Annotated in this window: 18 protein-coding genes; 11 read left to right on the forward strand and 7 right to left on the reverse strand. The window is 72.5% G+C overall.

Features of this window, described 5'->3' with window-relative positions; translation table 11 throughout:
• Positions 1-70 precede the first annotated feature (70 nt).
• Positions 71-808, forward strand: a complete 738-nt coding sequence (locus SL103_RS08395) for a hypothetical protein (RefSeq protein WP_069568108.1) — start codon at positions 71-73, stop codon at positions 806-808.
• On the opposite strand, the gene SL103_RS38295 is transcribed toward SL103_RS08395, so the two are convergent.
• The 5 genes from SL103_RS38295 to SL103_RS08420 all read right to left on the reverse strand — a co-directional run bounded on the left by SL103_RS38295 (position 783) and on the right by SL103_RS08420 (position 6409).
• Complete coding sequence (locus tag SL103_RS38295) at positions 783-1508, reverse strand: hypothetical protein (protein ID WP_069568109.1); 726 nt, start codon at positions 1506-1508, stop codon at positions 783-785. The two genes, SL103_RS08395 and SL103_RS38295, sit on opposite strands and share 26 nt — an antisense overlap.
• Positions 1505-3280: a phosphatidylglycerol lysyltransferase domain-containing protein gene (locus SL103_RS08405; protein ID WP_069568110.1), complete on the reverse strand. Its 1776-nt coding sequence runs from the start codon at positions 3278-3280 to the stop codon at positions 1505-1507. Before SL103_RS08405 ends, SL103_RS38295 begins: the two co-directional genes overlap by 4 nt.
• 147 nt (positions 3281-3427) lie before the next feature.
• Positions 3428-4474: a nicotinate-nucleotide--dimethylbenzimidazole phosphoribosyltransferase gene (gene cobT, locus SL103_RS08410; RefSeq protein WP_069568111.1), complete on the reverse strand. Its 1047-nt coding sequence runs from the start codon at positions 4472-4474 to the stop codon at positions 3428-3430.
• A gap of 10 nt (positions 4475-4484) precedes the next feature.
• Positions 4485-5060 (reverse strand): hypothetical protein, encoded by a 576-nt coding sequence (locus SL103_RS08415; RefSeq protein WP_079145638.1) that lies wholly within the window; start codon positions 5058-5060, stop codon positions 4485-4487.
• Between the two features lie 62 nt (positions 5061-5122).
• Positions 5123-6409 (reverse strand): bifunctional adenosylcobinamide kinase/adenosylcobinamide-phosphate guanylyltransferase, encoded by a 1287-nt coding sequence (locus tag SL103_RS08420; RefSeq protein ID WP_069568112.1) that lies wholly within the window; start codon positions 6407-6409, stop codon positions 5123-5125.
• Between the two features lie 161 nt (positions 6410-6570).
• Between SL103_RS08420 and SL103_RS08425 the strand changes: the two genes are divergently transcribed.
• Positions 6571-6786 (forward strand): hypothetical protein, encoded by a 216-nt coding sequence (locus SL103_RS08425; RefSeq protein ID WP_069568113.1) that lies wholly within the window; start codon positions 6571-6573, stop codon positions 6784-6786.
• Between the two features lie 67 nt (positions 6787-6853).
• Here SL103_RS08425 and SL103_RS08430 read toward each other — a convergent pair whose 3' ends face one another.
• Positions 6854-7450 (reverse strand): DUF3043 domain-containing protein, encoded by a 597-nt coding sequence (locus tag SL103_RS08430; RefSeq protein ID WP_069568114.1) that lies wholly within the window; start codon positions 7448-7450, stop codon positions 6854-6856.
• Between the two features lie 277 nt (positions 7451-7727).
• Here SL103_RS08430 and SL103_RS08435 point away from each other — a divergent pair, with 277 nt between their 5' ends.
• From SL103_RS08435 to SL103_RS08475, 9 genes are all read left to right on the forward strand, one after another.
• Positions 7728-8513 carry a PspA/IM30 family protein gene (locus SL103_RS08435; protein ID WP_069568115.1) on the forward strand — a complete coding sequence of 262 codons (786 nt, stop codon included), beginning with the start codon at positions 7728-7730 and terminating at the stop codon, positions 8511-8513.
• A 57-nt stretch (positions 8514-8570) separates the two neighbouring features.
• The gene (gene pspAA / locus SL103_RS08440; protein WP_069568116.1) at positions 8571-8849 is read left to right on the forward strand and encodes a PspA-associated protein PspAA; all 279 of its coding nucleotides are present in this window, start codon (positions 8571-8573) and stop codon (positions 8847-8849) included.
• An 82-nt stretch (positions 8850-8931) separates the two neighbouring features.
• Positions 8932-10236: a sensor histidine kinase gene (locus SL103_RS08445; protein WP_069568117.1), complete on the forward strand. Its 1305-nt coding sequence runs from the start codon at positions 8932-8934 to the stop codon at positions 10234-10236.
• Positions 10233-10919: a response regulator gene (locus SL103_RS08450; protein ID WP_069568118.1), complete on the forward strand. Its 687-nt coding sequence runs from the start codon at positions 10233-10235 to the stop codon at positions 10917-10919. The genes SL103_RS08445 and SL103_RS08450 overlap by 4 nt, the downstream gene beginning before the upstream one ends.
• A gap of 189 nt (positions 10920-11108) precedes the next feature.
• Complete coding sequence (locus tag SL103_RS08455) at positions 11109-14291, forward strand: efflux RND transporter permease subunit (RefSeq protein ID WP_069568119.1); 3183 nt, start codon at positions 11109-11111, stop codon at positions 14289-14291.
• A gap of 191 nt (positions 14292-14482) precedes the next feature.
• Positions 14483-15142, forward strand: coding sequence for a hypothetical protein (locus tag SL103_RS08460; protein ID WP_069568120.1), 660 nt, complete (start codon positions 14483-14485; stop codon positions 15140-15142).
• Positions 15139-17076, forward strand: coding sequence for a GMC family oxidoreductase (locus SL103_RS08465; protein ID WP_069568121.1), 1938 nt, complete (start codon positions 15139-15141; stop codon positions 17074-17076). The genes SL103_RS08460 and SL103_RS08465 overlap by 4 nt, the downstream gene beginning before the upstream one ends.
• Positions 17073-18239, forward strand: a complete 1167-nt coding sequence (locus SL103_RS08470) for a ferritin-like domain-containing protein (RefSeq protein ID WP_069568122.1) — start codon at positions 17073-17075, stop codon at positions 18237-18239. The genes SL103_RS08465 and SL103_RS08470 overlap by 4 nt, the downstream gene beginning before the upstream one ends.
• Before the next feature lie 138 nt (positions 18240-18377).
• The gene (locus SL103_RS08475) at positions 18378-18839 is read left to right on the forward strand and encodes a hypothetical protein (RefSeq protein ID WP_069568123.1); all 462 of its coding nucleotides are present in this window, start codon (positions 18378-18380) and stop codon (positions 18837-18839) included.
• A 52-nt stretch (positions 18840-18891) separates the two neighbouring features.
• Here SL103_RS08475 and nadA read toward each other — a convergent pair whose 3' ends face one another.
• Entirely contained in the window at positions 18892-20091 is a 1200-nt protein-coding gene (gene nadA, locus SL103_RS08480; RefSeq protein WP_069568124.1) for a quinolinate synthase NadA, read from the reverse strand.
• Between the last annotated feature and the right edge of the window lie 65 nt (positions 20092-20156).

Raw genomic sequence — 20156 nt, forward strand, 5'->3', positions numbered from 1 at the left:
CCTGGGCAGGCGTGCCACGAGGTGCCGCGCGCGGGCGGCATGAGGTCTGGAGCGGAACGGGAGCGGGCGGATGGGCCACTGGTGGTACCGCAACATCGTCGAGCCGGAGAAGCTGCCGCTGCTGCTCGCGCTGGCCGCGTTCGTGCTGACCTTCCTGATCACCCGGGCCATCACCCGGCTCATCCGCGCCGGCCGGGGCCCGTTCCGCAACGTCACCCCCGGCGGCGTCCACGTCCACCACGTCGTGCCCGGGGTGGTGCTCATGGTCGTCGGCGGTTTCATCGCCATCGCCGGCGGCCGGACCGGCTTCGGCGCCGGCGTCGCGGCGGTGCTCTTCGGGATGGGCGTCGGCCTCGTCCTGGACGAGTTCGCGCTGATCCTCCACCTGGACGACGTCTACTGGACCGAGGAGGGGACCAAGAGCGTCGAGATCGTCATCCTCACCGTCGCCCTGGTCGCCCTGATCCTCGGCGGCTTCCTGCCGTTCGGCGTCAACGAGCTCAGCCCGGACGAGACCACCGACCGCCTCACCGTCGTCCGGACGGTGGCGGTCAACTTCCTCTTCGCGCTGGTCGCCCTGACGAAGGGCAAGGGCCGGCTCGCGGTGATCGGGGTCTTCGTGCCGTTCGTCGCGCTCTTCGGCGCCGTCCGGCTGGCCCGGCCGCACTCGCTGTGGGCCAGACGTTTCTACCGCAAGAGGCCGAAGGCGCGGGCCCGTTCCCGGGTCCGCGCCTATCGTCACGACCGCCGCTGGTCGACCCTGCGCCGCAGGGTCGAGCACCTCATCGGGGGCGCCCCCAGCCGCTGACGTGCGCGTCCCGCGGCTTGGCCGGCCGCCACACCTCCCACAGCCCGGACAGCGCCAGCACCGCCAGGATCGCCGCGACGTGCTCCTTGCCGGCCAGGTTGTTCTTGATGAAGACCACTTCGAGGAGCATCGACAGCACCACCAGCGTGCAGGTGAACCACGCCCGGTAGCGCCAGCAGACGAACACCGCCAGCCCCACCACGGCGGCCGACGGGCCGGTGTCGATCACGTACTTGTCCGAGTCGGCCAGCCCGAGCGGGCTCTGCGGGCCGATCCAGATGCCGATCCGCGCGTACATCGTCCCGGCGAGCGTCGCCAGGTACGCGACCAGCAGCGTCTGCCGCCAGCCCACACAGATCTCCGCGATCCCGAAGACGATCAGGATCTGCGCCAGGGCGCCCCACACCGGAAGGTCCAGCGCGGGCACGAACAGCGACAGCGGGGTGCGCAGCAGCGCCACCCAGAGGTGCTCCCACGCCTGGACGGAGCCGATGTCCTGGACCGCCTGGTAGCCCCAGGACTGGTTTTGCACGAACTGGAACACCAGGGTGAGGCACACCGCGGCGAGCGTCACCGGGATCGCCCGCAGCTTCGCCACGGCAAGCGCGGTCCGTACCGTACGCAGGAGAGGACCCCACTCGGCACGTGCGGCGCGGCGCAGGACGGGCATCCCCTGCCGTCCTGCCCCAGCCTCGGTCATCTCACGTTCTCCAGGTGCTTGCGGTTCAGCCACTTGGGCAGACCAGGTGCTTCCAGAAAGCCTTCCGCGCGGGCGGAGGCGAGGCCGATCCGCACCAGATCCGTGCTCTTCTCGAACAGCAGGTACCGGGGCTCCCAGATCGGCCGGTATTTCGCATTGGCGCGATAGAGCGATTCGATCTGCCACCACCTGGAGAAGAAGCTGAGCAGCGAGCGCCACAGGCGCAGCACCGGGCCCGCGCCGAGCCGCGATCCGCGTTCGAAGACGGAACGGAACATCGCGAAGTTCAGCGAGAGCTGAGTGACCTCCACCTCTTTCGCACGCTGGATCAGCTCCAGGACCATGAACTCCATCAGGCCGTTCTCGGAGTTCCGGTCACGCCGCATCAGGTCCAGCGACAGGCCCTTCGCGCCCCACGGCACGAAGCTGAGCAGCGCCCGGAGTTCACCGGCCCCTTCCCCCGCGCCGCCGTCCCGGCACTCCAGCATCACGCAGCGCCCGTCACCCGGGTCGCCGAGCCGCCCCAGCGCCATCGAGAAGCCGCGCTCGGTCTCCCCGTCGCGCCAGTCGTCGGCCAGCCGCAGCAGCCGGTCCATCTCCTCCGCGGGGATGTCCTCGTGCCGTCGGATGCGGACCGTGTAGCCGGCCCGCTCGATGCGGTTGTACGCCTGCCGTACGGTGCGCATCGCCCGGCCGGCGAGGGTGAACTCCTCGGTCTCCACGATCGCTTCGTCGCCGAGTTCCAGGGCGTCCAGCCCGTGCCGGGCGTAGATGGTGCCGCCCTCCTCGCTGGCGCCCATCACGGCCGGTGCCCAGCCGTGCTCCCGGGCCTCGGCCAGCCACACCTCGATCGCCCCGGGCCACGCCTCCGGGTCGCCCAGCGGGTCGCCGGAGGCCAGCGACACCCCGCCCACGACGCGGTAGGTGACCGCCGCCTTGCCACTGGGGGAGAACAGCACGCTCTTGTCGCGGCGCAGCGCGAAGTAGCCGAGCGAATCGCGGTCCCCGTGCCGGGCGAGCAGCGCGCGCAGCCGCTCCTCGTCGTCCTCGGTGATCGGCTCGGTGCTGCGGACGGAGCGGAACGCCGCCCACAACACGGCCACCAGCAGCAGCGTGCTCAGCACGTTGATCGTGACGTTGACCCAGTTCGGGGTGTCGATGCCCGGGAAGCGCTGGTCGTCGGCGGCCAGCGACACCAGCCGCATCAGGCCGTAGCGCCAGCGCTGCACGAACGTCGAGGAGCCGTCCTGCGCGGTGTTGGTGACGGTCACCAGCAGCGCCGCGAGCAGCGAGGTGACCAGCAGTCCGCCCGCCGCGACCGCGGCCGCCAGCTTCGGGTTCGAGCGGTCGCCCTTGGCGTAGAACTCCTTGCGCCCGACGACCAGCGCGGCCGCGAACAGCACCGTCAGCGCCAGCGAGACCCAGTTCTGCACATGCGCGCGGAATTCCGGGGCCGCCACCAGCGAGAACGCGAACAGCAGCGCCAGCAGGCCGGACAGCACCAGATTGAGAATCCACGCCGCCCGCTTGCGCCGCCGCAGGGTGACCGACAGGAAGAGCGAGAAGGCGGCGGACGCGAACCCCGCCGTGAGCAGATACGGAGTGAAGTACTCCGCGATGTTGTGCCGGCGGATGTCATTGCCGAACGACACCGATACCGCGCTCAGCAGATTGATGAATGTGACCGTGCGCAGATACCAGATGCCGAACGCGGCACCGCGCTGTGACCAGCGGCCGCGGGGGCGGTCCTCGTGGCCTTCGTCCCGACTCAAGCGATGTCTCCCATAAAACGTGTAAAGCGCGATCTTATGGGGCGCCGCCGGTGGTCCGGTACGGGCGTGAAGCAGCGGGCGCCCCGGTCCCGGAGCGCCCCGGCCGAGCGCTACTGGTGGCGGCCGGCCCGTTCGGCCGGCGCCGCGTCAGTCGCGTACGGGCAGTTCTGCCGCCAGGGCCGCGGCGGCCCGCACCAATGGCAGGGCCAGCAACGCCCCCGTCCCCTCACCAGCAGTGACGCCGTGGTCGAGGAGAGGGTTGAGCGCGATCCGGTCCAGTGCCTTGGCCTGGGCCGGCTCACCGCTGGCCTGACCGGCCAGCCACCAGTCCGGCGCCCGGAACGCCACCCGCTGCGCCACCAGCGCGCAGGCCGCCGAGACCACCCCGTCCAGGATCACCGGCGTCCGGCGCACCGCGCTCTGCAGCAGGAACCCGGTCATCGCGGTCAGATCCGCGCCGCCGACCGTCGCCAGCAGCTCCAGCTGGTCGCCCAGCACCGGGCGGGCCCGGCGCAGCGCGTCCCGGATCGCCGCGCACTTGCGCATCCAGGCCAGATCGTCGATCGGGGCCCCGCCCCGGCCGGTGACCACCGAGGCGTCCGTCCCGCACAGCGCGGCGATCAGCGTGCTCGCGGCGGTCGTACCGCCGACGCTCAGATCACCCAGCACCACCACGTCCGTGCCGGCGTCCGCCTCCTCGTCGGCGAGCGACATCCCGGCCCGGAAGGCCGCCTCGGCCTCCTCGGCGGTCAGCGCGTCCTCGATGTCGATCCGGCCGCTGCCGCGCCGCACCCGGTGCCGGGTGACCTCCTCCGGGAGGTCCTCCGGGGCGCAGTCCACGGCCATGTCCACCACCCGCACCGGTGCCCCCGCGCCGCGCGCCAGCACCGCCGCCGGGCTCGCGCCGTCCAGCACGGCCCGTACGAGGTCCCTGGTGCCGCCGGCGGGACGGGCCGAGACCCCCAGCTCCGCCACGCCGTGGTCGCCCGCGAACAGCACCACCCGCGGCCGCTCCAGGGGCCGCACCGGCACCTGCTGCTGCACGCCGGCCAGCCACTCGCCCAGCTCGTCGAGCCGGCCCAGCGCCCCGGGCGGCACGGCCAGCCGCGCCCGCCGCTCCTCGGCGTCACGGCGCACACCGCCGTCGGGGCGCTCGATCAGGTTGGCGAAGTCATCGAGGTTCAGGGCGCTCATTGGGCGCAGATTACCGGCAATACGTTCGGCGTGCGGCGGGGTCGGCGGCCGCGCTGCCGCCCGCCGTGAACCGCACCTCGCACACCACCGGCAGCAGCGCCCGCACCACCGGCAGCCGGTGCCGCACCCCGGGCGGCCGCAGCGTCCGCACCGCCGCGATGCCCGGGTGACAGTTCGCCAGGGCGGGCGTCCACCAGGCCGGGGCGTCGAGGAGCAGCAGCCCACCGGGGAACCGCCCGGCACACGCCGCCACCAGATCCCGGACCTGCGACGGTGCCAGCCGGCGCCGCACGCCCCGCGCCACCACGACCACCCCGCGCCGCGGTTCGGCCACCGCGTCCAGCCAGTGGTGATCGGCCGGCCCGCACGGGACGGTGTGCCGCCGCGCATCGTCCGGCAGCACCATCCGGCGCAGCGCGGCGGGCTCCGGCGGCTGCACCGTCAGCCAGTTCAGCCGCCCGTTGTCCAGCCGCCAGAAGCCGGTGCCGAGGCCCTCGCCGAGCGCGATCACCGTCGCCGCCGGGCGCTCGGCCAGGTAGGCGCGCACCGCCGCATCGAAGCACTCGGTCAGCTCGGTTCCGGTCACGGATCAAGAGCACCCGGCGCGGCGCCTCCGGGCAAGCGGACACGGTCCTGCGGGGCCCGGTGTCATCCGCGCAGCGCAAGCGCCTGGCCCGCGACGACCAGCAGCAGCTGCTCGCACTCCGCGCCGAACGCCGCGTTCAGCCGCCCCAGTTCGTCGCGGAACCGGCGGCCCGCGGCGGTCGCCGGCACCACCCCCGAGCCGACCTCGTTGCTGACCGCCACCACCGGCCGGTGCGTCGCCCGCACCGCCGCCACCAGCGCGTCGGTCCGCTCCCGCAGCGCCCGTCGGCCCCCGGCCTCCCAGGTCGCGTCGTCCCACGCCCCGACCTCGTCCATGACGTGGGTCAGCCACAGCGCCAGACAGTCGATCAGCAGCGGCGAGACCTCCGCCGCCCGCCCGGTGCTCGCGTCCCCGGCGTCCGCCGACGGGGCGTCCCCGGCCGGCTGCCCGGCCGCCAGGAGCGGCACCAGATCGCAGGTCTCGACGGTGCGCCAGCTGCTCGGCCGCCGCTCGCGGTGCAGCGAGATCCGCTCCGCCCACTCCGCGTCGCCGTCCCGGGTGCCGCCGGTCGCCACGTACACCACGTCAGGGAAGGCCGCGAGCCGCCGCTCCGCCTCGGCCGACTTCCCGCTGCGCGCCCCGCCCAGCACCAGCGTGCGGCGCGGCAGGTCCGGCACCGCGTGGTACTCGCCGACCACCAGCGAGCTGCCGTCGGCGACCGCCCGGGCGCCCACCACCGCCAGCCTGCGGTGCAGTTCGGGCCCCGGCGGCACCGCGTGGTCGAGGTGCACCGCGATGACGTCCGTCGCCGCGTCCACCGCCCCGGTCGCCCGCAGCCGGGCCAGCGCGTCCGGCCGCTCCAGCACGTCGAGCAGCACCATGTCGTACGGGCCGGGGCCGCCCGCCGGATCGTGGGCGCCGTTCCGCGCCAGTCCGGCCGGTGCCGCGCCCGGCGGCAGGTACAGCAGCCGCTCGCCGTCCGGGCCGGAGATGTCGTACCCGGTGCCGGGGACGTCCACGGCCAGGGCCCGCACCCGGTGCCCGTCGAGCAGCGCCAGCTCCCGCCCGTCGGCGACCCGCCCCGGTGTGGGCAGCCCGGCCGGCACCTCCATCGCCGGCCCGTCGTGCGGATGTGAGAGCAGCACCTGCCGTACGCCCGCCAGCGACTGCCCGGCCCGGGCGGCCGCGAAGGCCGGACCCGGCGTCAGATCGATCAGCAGCGAACCGTCGATCAGCAGCGCGGTCGCCGCGCGCGCTTCGGCGCCGACGGCCGTCGCACAGGCGGCACAGGGGCAGTCGGGGCGCGGCAGCCCCTGCGGGGCCCCGGTGCCGAGGAGAGTCACGTCCACACCGCCGAGTTTCTCGCGTCCCGTCGCGGTGAGCGCGGCGGGGGCGGACTCGACACGGCCGTTAGGCTGCCGATCAGCACGGAAGCTCGACACGGCGGAGTGCGCGCAGGCGCGGTCCGCGGTGGCACAGACACGTACTCGGTGGGACCCAGGAGGCGTACATGGCGTGGACGTGGCGGTTCGAGAAGGCCGACGGCACGGAGACGGCGCCGGCCGTGGAGCCGGAGGAGTTCACCACGCAGGGCGATGCGGAGTCGTGGGTCGGCGAGGAGTGGCGCGCACTCCTCGACGGCGGCGTCGACCAGGTCCGGCTCTTCGAGGACGGCACCGAGGTCTACGCGGGCCCGATGAGCCTGCACGCGGACGCGGAGGGCTGACCCGCGAAACGGCGCCGGGCCGGGTCCGTACGGTACGGACCCGGCCCGGCGCCGAAGGGGGCTTCAGCTACGGCCGCTGGCCGCGCTTGACCTGGGGCTTGGGCAGCCGCAGCCGCCGCATCTGCAGCGTGCGCATCACCGCGTACGCCTTCACGCCCTTGAGGTTGTCGTTCGGGAACCGCTGCTGGAGCTGCTTGCCCAGGCGGAACCAGATGAAGACCGAGTCCAGCACGATCAGCACGATGATCACGAGCCACAGCAGCAGCGCGATGCTCTGGATCGAGGGCACCCGGACCATGGTGAGCACCAGGATCACCACGGCCATCGGCAGGAAGAACTCGGCGACGCACCAGCGCGAGTCGACGTAGTCACGCGCGAAGCGGCGCACCGGCCCCTTGTCGCGCGCCGGCAGGTACCGCTCGTCGCCGCTGGCCATCGCCTCGCGCTGGCGGGCCATGTCGGTGCGGCGGGCCTCACGCTGGGCCTTCGCCGCGTCCTTGCGGTTGGCCGGCGTGTGCGCGCGGGAGCGGCGCTGCGACTGGGAGTCGCTTCGCTTGGGCGTCGGGCGGCCCTTGGGGGCCTGCGGATCGCGGGGCTGCTGGGGCTGGTCCGCGGTCACCTTGGCGGTCGCGGCCTGCTCATCCTTCGAACGGCTTCGGAACACAACACCCAAGGGTACGTGCTCGCCGCGTGTGGGCCAGGGTCCGACGGGGAACGATCCGGCAACGGAGGGCCGCGCCTGCCCTTGTCCGCCGGGTCCCCTACTCCTTGCGCGGGAGGAAACGCGCTCCGCGATCGTCCTGGAGGAGGAGCGCATCCGGGCGCGAACAGTGCGGTAATGGAACCAGGGCCCGTACTGTGGGGTCTGTAGAGGTGCTGGAGTCCAAGCCCGATGTAACTCGGTCAGAAGGGGGCGCGCGAGGCCCATGAGCGATGGTGTCATGAAGCGGATGGGGATGATCTTCCGCGCGAAGGCCAACAAGGCCCTGGACCGGGCCGAGGACCCGCGCGAGACCCTCGACTACTCGTACCAGAAGCAGCTGGAGCTGCTGCAGAAGGTGCGCCGCGGCGTCGCCGACGTGGCGACCTCCCGCAAGCGCCTGGAGCTGCAGCTCAACCAGCTCCAGGGCCAGTCCGCCAAGCTGGAGGACCAGGGCCGCAAGGCGCTGGCGCTCGGCCGCGAGGACCTGGCCCGCGAGGCACTGAGCCGACGCAGCGCGCTGCAGCAGCAGGTCACCGACCTGGAGACGCAGCACCAGACGCTGCAGGGTGAGGAGGAGAAGCTCACGCTGGCCGCGCAGCGGCTGCAGGCCAAGGTCGACGCCTTCCGCACGAAGAAGGAGACGATCAAGGCCACGTACACCGCCGCCCAGGCGCAGACCCGGATCGGCGAGGCGTTCTCCGGCATCTCCGAGGAGATGGGCGACGTCGGCCTGGCGATCCAGCGCGCCGAGGACCGCACCGCGCAGCTGCAGGCCCGGGCCGGTGCCATCGACGAGCTGATGGCCTCCGGCGCGCTGGACGACCCGTCCGGCATGGCCAAGGACGACATCACCGCCGAGCTGGACCGGCTCTCCGGCGGCAGCGACGTCGAGCTGGAGCTGCAGCGGATGAAGGCCGAGCTGGCGGGTGGCCCGTCGGCCGGCAAGCAGGCCCTGGAAAGCGGTCAGGGCGGCGAGGGGCAGCCCGCGCCGCAGCAGGACGGGCCGCGTTTCGACAAGCAGTGACGGCCGGCGGGCGTTAGCCTCGCAGAGATCGTCGGCACCGGACCGAGGGAGACCGTCGTGATCGTACGGATCATGGGGGAGGGCCAGGTGAAGCTGGACGATGCCCACTTCATCGAGCTCAACAAGCTGGACGACGAGCTGCTCGAAGAGATGGAGAGCGGCGACGAGGAGGGTTTCCGGCGCACGCTGGGCGCCCTCCTGGACGCGGTGCGCCGCATGGGCACCCCGCTGCCCGACGACGCCCTCGAACCGTCCGAGCTGATCCTGCCGGCCCCCGGGGCGTCCCTCGCCGAGGTACGGGAGATGCTCAGCGACGGCGGGCTCATCCCCGGCTGACCCTCCCGGCACCTCCACTCCAGCGCACACGGCACACGGCGCCCCGGTCCCCCGTCGGACCGGGGCGCTACCGTTTGCTCTTGTGACCCTCCAAGGCCCCGCTCCGGACGCGCCGCGCGCCGCCGGCCGCTTCCAGTGGCACCGTTCGCATCCGCTTGCGTGCGACGCCGCCCTCGCGGTGGCCGTCTTCGCCTGCATCCTGTTCGGCGCGGTGGTCGACCCGCACCGCGTGCACGGCCCGCGCATCGCCCCGCACCAGCTCTCCGCGACCACCGTCGGGCTGGCCGCGCTGGCCTGCGCCACCCTGGTCCTGCGCCGCCGCCTGCCGCGCACGGTCCTGGCGGCGACCGGCGCGCTGACCATCGTCGAGCTGGTCGCCAGCGCCACCGACCCGCGCGCCCCGGTGGCCGCCGCCGCGGTGATCGCGCTCTACACCCTGGCGTCGCGCACGGACCGGCCCACGGTCTGGCGGGTCGGCGCGCTGACCGTCGTCGTGCTGACCGCCGCCGCGATGCTCTGCGGCCCCCGCCCCTGGTACGCGCAGGAGAACCTGGCGATCTTCGCCTGGACGGGGATGGCCGCGGCGGCGGGCGACGCGGTCCGCAGCCGCCGGGCGTTCGTCGACGCGATCCGCGAGCGCGCCGAGCGGGCCGAGCGCACCCGCGAGGAGGAGGCCCGCCGCCGGGTCGCCGAGGAGCGCATGCGCATCGCCCGTGACCTGCACGACGTCGTCGCCCACCACATCGCCCTGGTCAACGTCCAGGCCGGGGTGGCCTCGCACGTCATGGACAGCCGCCCCGACCAGGCCAAGCAGGCGCTGGCGCACGTCCGCGAGGCGTCCCGTTCGGCGCTGGAGGAACTCCGCGCGACCGTCGGCCTGTTGCGGCAGTCCGACGACCCCAAGGCACCCACCGAGCCCGCCCCGGGCCTGGGCGTCCTCGACCAGCTCGTCGAGCGCTTCGTGCGCGCCGGCATCCCCGTCGACCTGGACGTCCAGGAGCCGCCCCGGCAGCTGCCCGCCTCCGTCGACCTGACCGCCTACCGTGTGGTCCAGGAGGCACTGACCAACGTCCACAAGCACGCCGGCGAGGGCGCCCGCGCCACGGTCCGGATCGTCCACTCCGACAGCGTGCTGACCGTGACGGTGCTGGACGACGGCGCAGGACGGGCCGGTGTGCCGCGCCAGAAGGGCGGCGACCGGGCGGCCGTGGAGTCCGGCGGGCCGGGTGCGCCGGAGGACAGCGGCGGCGGCCACGGCCTGATCGGGATGCGCGAGCGGGTCTTCGCGCTGCGTGGCACGGTCGTCACCGGCCCCCGCGCGGCCGGCGGCTTCCAGGTCCGGGTCACCCTTCCGCTGCAGACCGTCCGTACGGGGGAGACGACATGACGATCAAGGTGCTGCTGGCCGACGACCAGGCCCTGCTGCGCAGCGCGTTCCGGGTGCTGGTCGACTCCGAACCGGACATGCGGGTGGTGGGGGAGGCGTCCGACGGTGCGCGGGCGTACGAGCTGACGAAGGCGCAGCGCCCCGACGTCGTCCTGATGGACATCCGGATGCCCGGCGTCGACGGCCTCGCCGCGACCCGCATGATCAGCCAGGACCCGGAGCTGACCGACGTCCGGGTGGTGATCCTGACGACCTTCGAGGTCGACGACTACGTCGTGCAGTCGCTGCGCAACGGCGCCAGCGGCTTCCTCGGCAAGGGCGCCGAGCCGGACGAGATGCTGAACGCGATCCGGATCGCGGCGGGCGGCGAGGCGCTGCTGTCGCCCGCCGCGACCAAGGGCCTGATCGCCAAGTTCCTCGCGCAGGGCGGCAGTTCCGCCGACGGCGGTCCGGGCGGCCCGGGCGCGGAGCGGCTGGCGACGCTGACCGGGCGGGAGCGCGAGGTGCTGACGCTGGTGGCCGGCGGGCTCTCCAACGACGAGATCGCCGAGCAGCTGGCGGTCAGCCCGCTCACGGTCAAGACACACGTCAACCGCGCGATGGCCAAGCTCGGGGCCCGGGACCGCGCCCAGCTGGTCGTCATCGCCTACGAGTCAGGTCTCGTACGCCCACGGGTGCAGTAGGGGTGGAGGCCCCCTACTCCGATCGCGGTACGGGCGCCGGACGGAAACCGACCTGCGAGCGAGGAAAAGCGGCCTGGCCATGGCCGAAGGTGTAGGTGGGCCCACCAAGGCCCCTGCCGTCGGGCCCGCGCGGGCCTCGCCGACCTTTCCGTAAGCACCGTTCTTCAGAACAGAAGAGAGACCCCACCCATGTCCTGGCTGTCCCGGCTCAGCCTCGTACAACGGGGCCTGATAGCGCTGATGTCGATCGTCGCGATCGCCTTCGGCGCCATCGCGATACCCCAGCTCAAGCAGCAGCTCCTGCCCTCCATCGAGCTTCCGATGGTCTCCGTGCTGGCCCCCTACCAGGGTGCCTCGCCCGATGTCGTCGAGAAGCAGGTGATCGAGCCGCTGGAGGACGGTGTCCAGGCGGTCGACGGCATCAAGAGCGTCACCTCGACGTCCAGCGAGGGCTCGGGCGTCATCATGGCGCAGTTCGACTACGGCAACGACTCCAAGCGCCTGGTCGCCGACGTCCAGCAGGCCGTCAACCGCGCCCGCGCGAAGCTGCCGAAGGACGTCGACCCGCAGGTGGTGGCCGGCTCGACGGACGACATCCCGACCGTCGTCCTCGCCGTCTCCTCCACCACCAAGGACCAGCAGACCCTGGCCGACCAGCTGAACCGCGGTGTCGTCCCGGACCTGAAGAACATCGACGGCGTCAGCCAGGTCGCGGTGGACGGCGTGCAGGACCGCATCGTGGCGGTCACCCCGGACACCAAGAAGCTCGCCGCCGCCGGCCTGACCTCCCAGGCACTGGGCCAGGCGCTGGAGGCCGGCGGCACGTCGGTGCCCGCCGGGTCCTTCGCCGAGGGCGGCCGCAGCAAGACCGTCCAGGTCGGCGCGGGCTTCACCTCCGTCGCCCAGATCAAGGACCTGTCCATCGCCCCGGCTCCGGGCGCGGGCGGCGCGGGCGCGGCGGCGGGCGGCGGACAGTCGGCTGCCCCGGTCCGCCTCGGCGACGTGGCCACCGTCAAGGAGGAGCCGGCCACCCCGACCTCGATCACCCGCACCAACGGCAAGCCCAGCCTCGCCCTGCGGGTGACGATGGACCAGGACGGCAGCGCGGTCGCCATCTCGGACGCGGTCAAGGACAAGCTCCCCAAGATCCGTCAGGACCTGGGCAAGGGCACCGACGTCACGGTCGTCTCCGACCAGGGCCCCGCGGTGTCCAAGTCGATCGACTCGCTGACCACCGAGGGCCTGCTGGGCCTGGTCATGGCGGTCATCGTGATCCTGGTCTTCCTGCTCAGCCTGCGCTCGACCCTGGTCACCGCGGTCTCCATCCCGCTCTCGGTCGTCATCACGCTGATCGTGCTGTGGACCGGTGACCTGTCCCTCAACATGCTCACCCTCGGCGCACTGACCATCGCGATCGGCCGGGTCGTCGACGACTCCATCGTCGTCCTGGAGAACATCAAACGGCACCTGGGCTACGGCGAGGAGCGCCGCGAGGCCATCCTCGCCGCCGTCAAGGAGGTCTCCGGAGCGATCACCTCCTCGACCCTCACCACGGTCGCGGTGTTCCTCCCGATCGGTGTGGTCGGCGGCATGGTCGGCGCCCTGTTCGGCTCCTTCTCGCTGACGGTCACCGTCGCGCTGCTGTCCTCGCTGATCGTCTCGCTGACGGTCGTGCCGGTCCTGTCGTACTGGTTCCTGCGCGCCCCGGAGATCCCCGAGGGCACCACCGCGGACGAACTGCGCCGCGCGGTCGAGGAGAAGGAGACCGGCAGCCCCCTCCAGCGCCTCTACGTCCCGGTGCTGCGCTTCGCCACCCGCCGGCGGGTCACCAGCCTGGTCATCGCCGTCGTCATCCTGCTCGGGACGTTCGGCATGGGCCCGCTGCTGAAGACCAACTTCTTCGACCAGGGCGATCAGGACACCCTGACCGTCAAGCAGGAGCTCAAGCCCGGCACCAGCCTCGGCGCGTCCGACGCCCAGGCCAAGAAGGTCGAGAAGCTGCTCGCGGCCAACGACCACATCGACAACTACCAGGTCACCGTCGGCTCCTCCGGCTTCATGGCGGCCTTCGGCGGCGGCACCGGCGCCAACCAGGCGTCCTACCAGGTCAAGCTGAAGGACGCGGCGGACTCCGGCAAGGTCACCGACGAGCTGCGGGCCTCGCTCGACAAGCTCGGCCCGTCGATCGGCGACACCACCGTCACCGCCGGCGGCGGCTTCGGCAACCAGGACCTGAGCGTGGTCGTGAAGGCCGGCGACGCCGACGTCCTGAAGCAGGCCGCCGAGCAGGTCCGCAAGGCCGTCGCGGGGCTCGACCACGTCACCGACGTGCAGAGCGACCTCGCGCAGAGCGTCCCGCGGATCTCCGTGACGCCCAACGCCAAGGCGGCGGCGGCCGGTTACACCCAGGCCACGCTGGGCGGCGCGGTCGCCCAGGCGGTCCGCGGCACCACGAGCGGCACGGCCGTGCTGGACGACACCGAGCGCGACATCGTGATCAAGGCGGCGCACCCGGCCACCACCGAGGCGGAGCTGAAGGACCTCGCCCTGCCCACGCCGGCGGGCCAGGCCAAGCTCGGCACCCTCGCCACCGTGAAGACCGTGCCCGGCCCGGTCCGGATGACCCGGATCGACGGGGCCCGCTCGGCGACCGTCACCGCCAAGCCGACCGGCGACAACACCGGCGCGGTCTCCGCCGCGCTGCAGAGCAGGATCGACTCCCTGAAGCTGCCGGACGGCGCCACCGCGAAGATCGGCGGCGTCTCGCAGGACCAGTCCGACGCCTTCTCCTCGCTCGGCCTGGCCATGCTGGCGGCCGTCGCCATCGTCTTCATGCTCCTGGTCGGCACCTTCCGGTCCCTGATCCAGCCGCTGATCCTGCTCGTCTCGATTCCCTTCGCGGCGACCGGCGCGATCGGCCTGCTGGTCGCCACCGGCACCCCGCTGGGCGTCCCGGCGATGATCGGCATGCTGATGCTGATCGGCATCGTGGTCACCAACGCCATCGTGCTGATCGACCTGATCAACCAGTACCGGGCGCAGGGCTACGGCGTCGTCGAGGCGGTCATCGAGGGCGGCCGGCACCGCCTCCGTCCGATCCTGATGACCGCGCTGGCCACGATCATGGCGCTGCTGCCGATGGCGATGTCCCTCACCGGCAACAGCGGCTTCATCTCCCAGCCGCTGGCCGTGGTCGTGATCGGCGGTCTGATCACCTCCACCCTCCTCACCCTCCTCCTCGTCCCGACGCTCTACGCGCTCATCGAACTCCGCAAGGAGCGCCGGGCGAAGAAGAAGGCCGCCAAGCGCGCCGCGAAGACCGGCGCCCGGCCCGAGGAGAGCGACCGCACCCCGGAGCCCGCGGCCGTGTAGCCGCCCCCGGTCCGCCACAGGGAGCCCCCGCCGCCGTACCCACGGCAGCGGGGGCTCCCGCGTACGCCGGAGCCCCGGCACTCAACTGACCTACCGTCATACGCTTTTCAGTGGTTTGTCCGTCATAACGGCATGTGCGCGCCACGACCGAGAAGCATGGCCCCTGGTATATGCCGCCCGGGAGGAGAGCGATGACAGTCCGCACCACCGAGAAGGGGGAGCCGGCCGACGTACCGGACGAACTCGCCGAGTTCGTCCGGTACTGCGTGCCGCTCACCGGCTTCGCCGCATTCGACCTGCACGCCACCGGCATGGCCCGGCTCTATCTGGACACCGCCCGGCACCAGGTGGGGGAGCAGGCGTTCACGACGTTCTGGACCGCGTGGAAGGAGGCCGTCGCCCAGGACCAGGGCCCCCAGGACCTGTCCCCCGTGCACCAGGAGGTCGCCCGGGCACTGATCTACCTCTGGTACACCGGCGCCTGGCCGAGGCTGGCCCCCGCCGCCCACGCGGACCTCCGCCGCGAGGTCGCCAACACCGAGTCCGTCGCCTCGCCCAGCGCCTACGTGGAGGGCCTGGTCTGGCGTACGTTCCACGGCCACCCGGCGGGCGCCAAACCACCGGGCTTCGGCACCTGGGCGGTCCGGCCACCCGCGCCGCAGAGCGCCGAGGAGCTGCGTACCGGCCTGGGCCTCGCGGACGTCCCGTACCGCACCGGCCTGCCCGACGAGGTCTCCCCGGACGAGATCCCCGGCCGGCTGCTCCCCGGCCCCCGCGTCAGCCGCCACGTCCCGCCCTCCGCCGTCCCCACCGCCGACGCCCCCGGCACACCCGAGGAGAGCACTCCGTGACCGAGACCACCTCCGCGGAGGGCGCCGCCCGCCGCCGCTACGACGCGATCATCGTCGGCGCCGGCTGGGCCGGCAGCGCCCTCGCCAAACGCCTCGGCGCCCAGGGCTGGCACGTCCTCGTCCTGGAAGCCGGCAACGGCGGCACCGAGACCTGGCCCGGCTATCTGGACTCGCTCTCGACCTACTACGCGGCGGTGGCCAAGGTCCCCAACTCCGCCTACCGCCGCAACAAGGCCGCGCCCTCCCCCGACGTGCTCGACCTCGCGCCGGTCCGCGACCCCCGGCCCGGCAGCCCCGAGTTCACCGCCAACGGCTACTTCGTCCAGGACGGCCGCCTCCCGTACGGCACCGACTACCTGCGCGAACTCGGCGGCGCCGCCATGCACTGGCTGGGCGCCGTCCCCCGCATGCTGCCCGACGACTTCGCCACCGCGTCCGACTACGGCTACGGCCGCGACTGGCCGTTCACCGCCGAGGAACTCCAGCCCTGGTACGCCGAGGCCGAACGGGAACTCGGCGTCGCCGGCAACGCCGAGGAGCAGAAGGACCTCGGCGTCGTCACCGACAGCGCCTACGAGTACCCCATGCACCACATCCCGCAGAGCTACCTCGACGAGCGCTGCCGGACGCTGGACGGCGCGAAGGTCAACGACAGCGTCGCCGACGAGGACTACGCGCTGAAGATGTACGGCCTCCCGCAGGCCCGCAACTCCACCCCCAACCCCGCCTACCCGACGCCCTACCGCATCCAGGGGGCCGTCGGCATCCCCAACTACGGCGAGCGCTGCGTCGGCAACGCCAGCTGCGTCCCGATCTGCCCCGTACAGGCCAAGTCGCACCCGCTGCGCCTCCAGGCCGCCTGGCCCGGCACCGTCACCCTCGCCACCCGCTGCGTGGTCACCCGGGTCCGCAAGGGCCGCGACGCGTACGTCTCCGGCGTCGAGTACCGCACCTACACCGACCCCGCCTCACCGGTCAGCCGCTCGTACGTCGCCGAGGCCGACGTCGTCGTCCTCGCCGCGCACGCCATCGAGAACGCCCGACTGCTGCTCTTCTCCGAGCTGGCCACCGGCAGCGGCCAGGTCGGCCGCAACCTGATGGACCACCCGACGATCCTCAACTGGGCGCTCACCCCCGAGGCCAAGGGGCCGATCGGGCCGTTCCGCGGCCCGGGGCACACCTCCGGCTGGGAGGTCTTCCGCAGCGGCGCCGGCCGCATCGATCGCGCCCCGTTCCGCATCGAGATCGGCAACTGGGGCTGGGGGTGGGCGACCGGCGCCCCGCTGAGCAATGTCGCCACCGCACTGGGCCTCGGCGGCACCGCGGACGGCGGCGTACGGGACGAGGGCGTCTACGGGCCCGAGCTGCGCCGGCTGCTCGGCTCCTCCATCGGCCGCCAGCTGCAACTGCAGATCGCCGTCGAGCAGTCCGCCGACGGGAACAACCGCGTCACCATCGACCCGGCCCGCTACCGCGACGCCATGGGCAACCCCCGCCCCGTCCTCACCTACGACCTCGACGAACACGTCCGCAAGGGCCTGTACGCGGCCCGGCTCGTGGCCCGGCAGATCTTCGGCCTCCTGGGGGCGACGGACTACACCGACCACGCCCCGCGGGACGGCGTCCCGCCGCTGGGCCACTTCGTCCACAGCGGCACCCACCTCGCCTACAGCGGCGCGGGCCACGGCGCCGGCACCCACCTCATGGGCACCGACCGGACGACGTCCGTGGTGGACCGCGACCAGCGCACCCACGACCACCCCAACCTCTACGCGGTCGGCTGCGGCAGCATGCCGTCGGTCGGCACCAGCAACCCCACCCTCACGATGATGGCGCTCGCCCTGCGCAGCGCCGCCGAGATCCACAAGGACCTCACCGCCGCCCACCGCCCGGCCCGGCTCCGCGGCCCGCAGCACGAGGAGGTCCCGGCGTGATCACCGCGATGGCCCTGCACGCGCGGGGATTCGGCATCCCGAAGACGGTCGAGGAGCTGCGGGAGTACCTCCAGGCCGCCCTGGAGGTGGAACACCTCACCCTCCCCGTCTACATGACCGGCTTGTACTCCATCCGTCCCGGCACCAACCGCACCGCCCACTTCGCCATCCGCAGTGTCCTGATGGAGGAGATGCTCCACATGACGCTGGCCGCCAACCTCCTCAACGCGGTCGGCGGCAGGCCCGAGGTGGGCCGCAAGGAGTTCGTCGCCGAGTACCCCGCGCGCCTGCCGTTCAGCAGCCCCCGGCTGCCGGCCATCGGCCTGCAGCACTTCTCACCCGCGGCACTGAAGACGTTCCTGCTCATCGAACGCCCCCGCAAGATGGCCCCGCACCCGGCGCCCGGCGAGGGCTGGACCTCCATCGGGCAGTTCTACGACTCCGTCCGGCGGGGCCTGGAGCACCTCGTCGAGCAGCACGGCGAGGCCGCGGTCTTCACTGGCCTACCCGGACGCCAGGTGGGCCCCGAGGACTTCTACAACTCCGGCGGCGAGGTCTTCGCCGTCCGCGACCTGAAGTCCGCGCAGCTGGCGATCCGCGTGATCAGCGACCAGGGCGAGGGCACCGACGGCACGATCTGGGACAGCGACGACCTGATCTTCGGCGAGGAGCGCCAGCTCGCGCACTACTTCCGCTTCAACGAGATCTACACCGGCCGCAGTTACGGCCCGCACGACACCCCGGACGCCCCGCCCAGCGGCCCGCTGCTGGACGTCACCTGGGACGACGCGTACCCGATCCACGGCGACTCCAAGGTCGCCGACTACAAGAAGTACGAGCAGACCAGCGCGGTCCACGGGCACGCCGTCGCCTTCAACACCCGTTACGCGGCACTGCTCAGCTACCTCCAGTCCGCCTTCGACGGCCGGCCGCGGGCGATGGCCCTGGCCGTCCCGACGATGCTGGAGCTGCGCGACCGCTCCGAGCAGCTGTACCGCAATCCGCACCCCGACCCGGAGCTCGCGGCCCGGGGCGTCTTCGCCAGTCCGACCTTCGAGCTGGCGCGGTCGCAGTTCGAGGCGGTGCGCGAGACGGTCGACGAGAACCTCCGGCTCGCCGGTCTGGAGGCCGGCGAGCCGATCGACCTGTCCCCGACCTCGTGACACCGCGATCGAGCGGACGTCCGGTGTCCGGCGCTGCGCCGCCCCGGATGGCGGGGCAGCCGGGTGACCGGGCTCGCGCGATGCGGGGAGTGATGCGAACGTAGCTGTGCGTACTGCTTCGACGAAAGGCGGGCAACCGTGCTCTCCGCGCTGGCCGGCAAGGCCGTCCTCGTGCCCGCCGCCGGGCTGGCCCTCGCCATGGGCCCGGTGGCCGTCCCGCCCGCCGGCGCGGACGGCGACGCCGGGCTCAGCGCCGCCGTCCGGGTGGGCGTGTCCGGCGGGCTCTTCACGGCCAACGTGGGGCTCGTCCGGACCGTCGCGCGCACCGGCAAGGGCGGGGTCTACTGCGCCACCGTCGAGGGCAAGCCCACCCCGCTGACCGCCCTGCTGGACGCGGACGACCGCTACGGCTTCGGGGTGCGGGTGAGCTGGGACGCCACCAAGCAGGACTACGTCGTCAACAGCATCCACGGCGACGAGGCGACCAGCAGCAAGGTGTGGAACGCGTACGTCGGCAAGACGAAGATCTCGACCGGGCCCTGCGGTACCGCGGTCAAGGACAACGACAAGGTCAGCTGGAAGCTGGAGGCCGCGAGCTGACCGGCCGGGCCCCTGCGGCGCTCCGCGCGCGGCAGGGGCTCCACGGCGGTCCCTACGGGAGCGCCAGCATCCGCTCCAGCGCGAGCTTCGCGAAGTGCTCGGTCTCCTTGTCGACCTCGATGCGGTTGACGACCTTGCCGGCCGCCAGCGACTCCAGCGTCCACACCAGGTGGGGGAGGTCGATGCGGTTCATCGTCGAGCAGAAGCAGACCGTCTTGTCGAGGAAGACGATCTCCTTGTCCTCCGCCGCGAAGCGGTTCGCCAGCCGGCGGACGAGGTTCAGCTCCGTGCCGATGGCCCACTTCGAACCGCGCGGGGCGGCCTCCAGGGCCTTGATGATGTACTCCGTCGAGCCGACGTGATCCGCCGCCGCCACGACCTCGTGCTTGCACTCGGGGTGGACCAGGACGTTCACGTCCGGGATGCGCGCGCGGACGTCGTTCACCGAGTCCAGCGAGAAGCGGCCGTGCACCGAGCAGTGCCCGCGCCAGAGGATCATGCGGGCGTCCCGCAGCTGCTCGGCAGTCAGGCCGCCGTTCGGCTTGTGCGGGTTGTAGACCACGCAGTCGTCCAGGGACATGCCCATGTCGCGGACGGCGGTGTTGCGACCCAGGTGCTGGTCGGGCAGGAACAGCACCTTCGCGTCGCCGGCCGGCCGCTGCTCGAAGGCCCAGTCCAGCGCGCGCTTGGCGTTGGAGGAGGTGCAGATCGTGCCGCCGTGCCGGCCGGTGAACGCCTTGATGTCGGCCGAGGAGTTCATGTACGAGACCGGCACGACCCGGTCGGCTATGCCGGCCTCGGTGAGCACGTCCCAGCACTCGGCGACCTGCTCGGCGGTCGCCATGTCGGCCATCGAGCAGCCGGCGGCGAGGTCGGGGAGGATCACCTGCTGGCCGTCGCCGGTGAGGATGTCGGCGGACTCGGCCATGAAGTGCACGCCGCAGAAGACGATGTACTCCGCGTCCGGGCGGGCGGCGGCGTCCCGCGCGAGCTTGAAGGAGTCGCCGGTGACATCGGCGAACTCGATGACCTCGTCACGCTGGTAGTGGTGCCCCAGGATGAAGACCTTGTCCCCGAGCTTCGCCTTGGCCGCGCGGGCCCGCTCGACGAGGTCGGGGTCCGACGGGGCCGGCAGGTCGCCGGGGCACTCCACGCCGCGCTCGCTCCTGGGGTCGGCCTCGCGGCCGAGGAGGAGCAGCGCCAGCGGGGTCGGCTGGACGTCCAGGGGCTGGGCGGTGGTCACAACACGCACCCTCTCTTTTCTGCAGACGGCTCTTGATGCAGCCTTTTCGTCTATTTGACGCTATCTATCATAGC

Origin of the sequence: Streptomyces lydicus (assembly GCF_001729485.1) — a bacterium.
In the GTDB taxonomy this organism is placed as follows: Bacteria; Actinomycetota; Actinomycetes; order Streptomycetales; family Streptomycetaceae; genus Streptomyces; species Streptomyces lydicus_D.

Bases quoted from the DNA above. Each gene is read 5' to 3' on its own strand.
- SL103_RS08435 (WP_069568115.1), top strand. From the start codon at position 7,728: ATGAAGCGGATGGGGATGATCTTCCGCGCGAAGGCCAACAAGGCCCTG.
- SL103_RS08460 (WP_069568120.1), top strand. From the start codon at position 14,483: ATGACAGTCCGCACCACCGAGAAGGGGGAGCCGGCCGACGTACCGGAC.
- SL103_RS08395 (WP_069568108.1), top strand. From the start codon at position 71: ATGGGCCACTGGTGGTACCGCAACATCGTCGAGCCGGAGAAGCTGCCG.
- SL103_RS38295 (WP_069568109.1), bottom strand. From the start codon at position 1,508: ATGACCGAGGCTGGGGCAGGACGGCAGGGGATGCCCGTCCTGCGCCGC.
- SL103_RS08425 (WP_069568113.1), top strand. From the start codon at position 6,571: ATGGCGTGGACGTGGCGGTTCGAGAAGGCCGACGGCACGGAGACGGCG.
- SL103_RS08455 (WP_069568119.1), top strand. From the start codon at position 11,109: ATGTCCTGGCTGTCCCGGCTCAGCCTCGTACAACGGGGCCTGATAGCG.
- cobT (WP_069568111.1), bottom strand. From the start codon at position 4,474: ATGAGCGCCCTGAACCTCGATGACTTCGCCAACCTGATCGAGCGCCCC.
- SL103_RS08450 (WP_069568118.1), top strand. From the start codon at position 10,233: ATGACGATCAAGGTGCTGCTGGCCGACGACCAGGCCCTGCTGCGCAGC.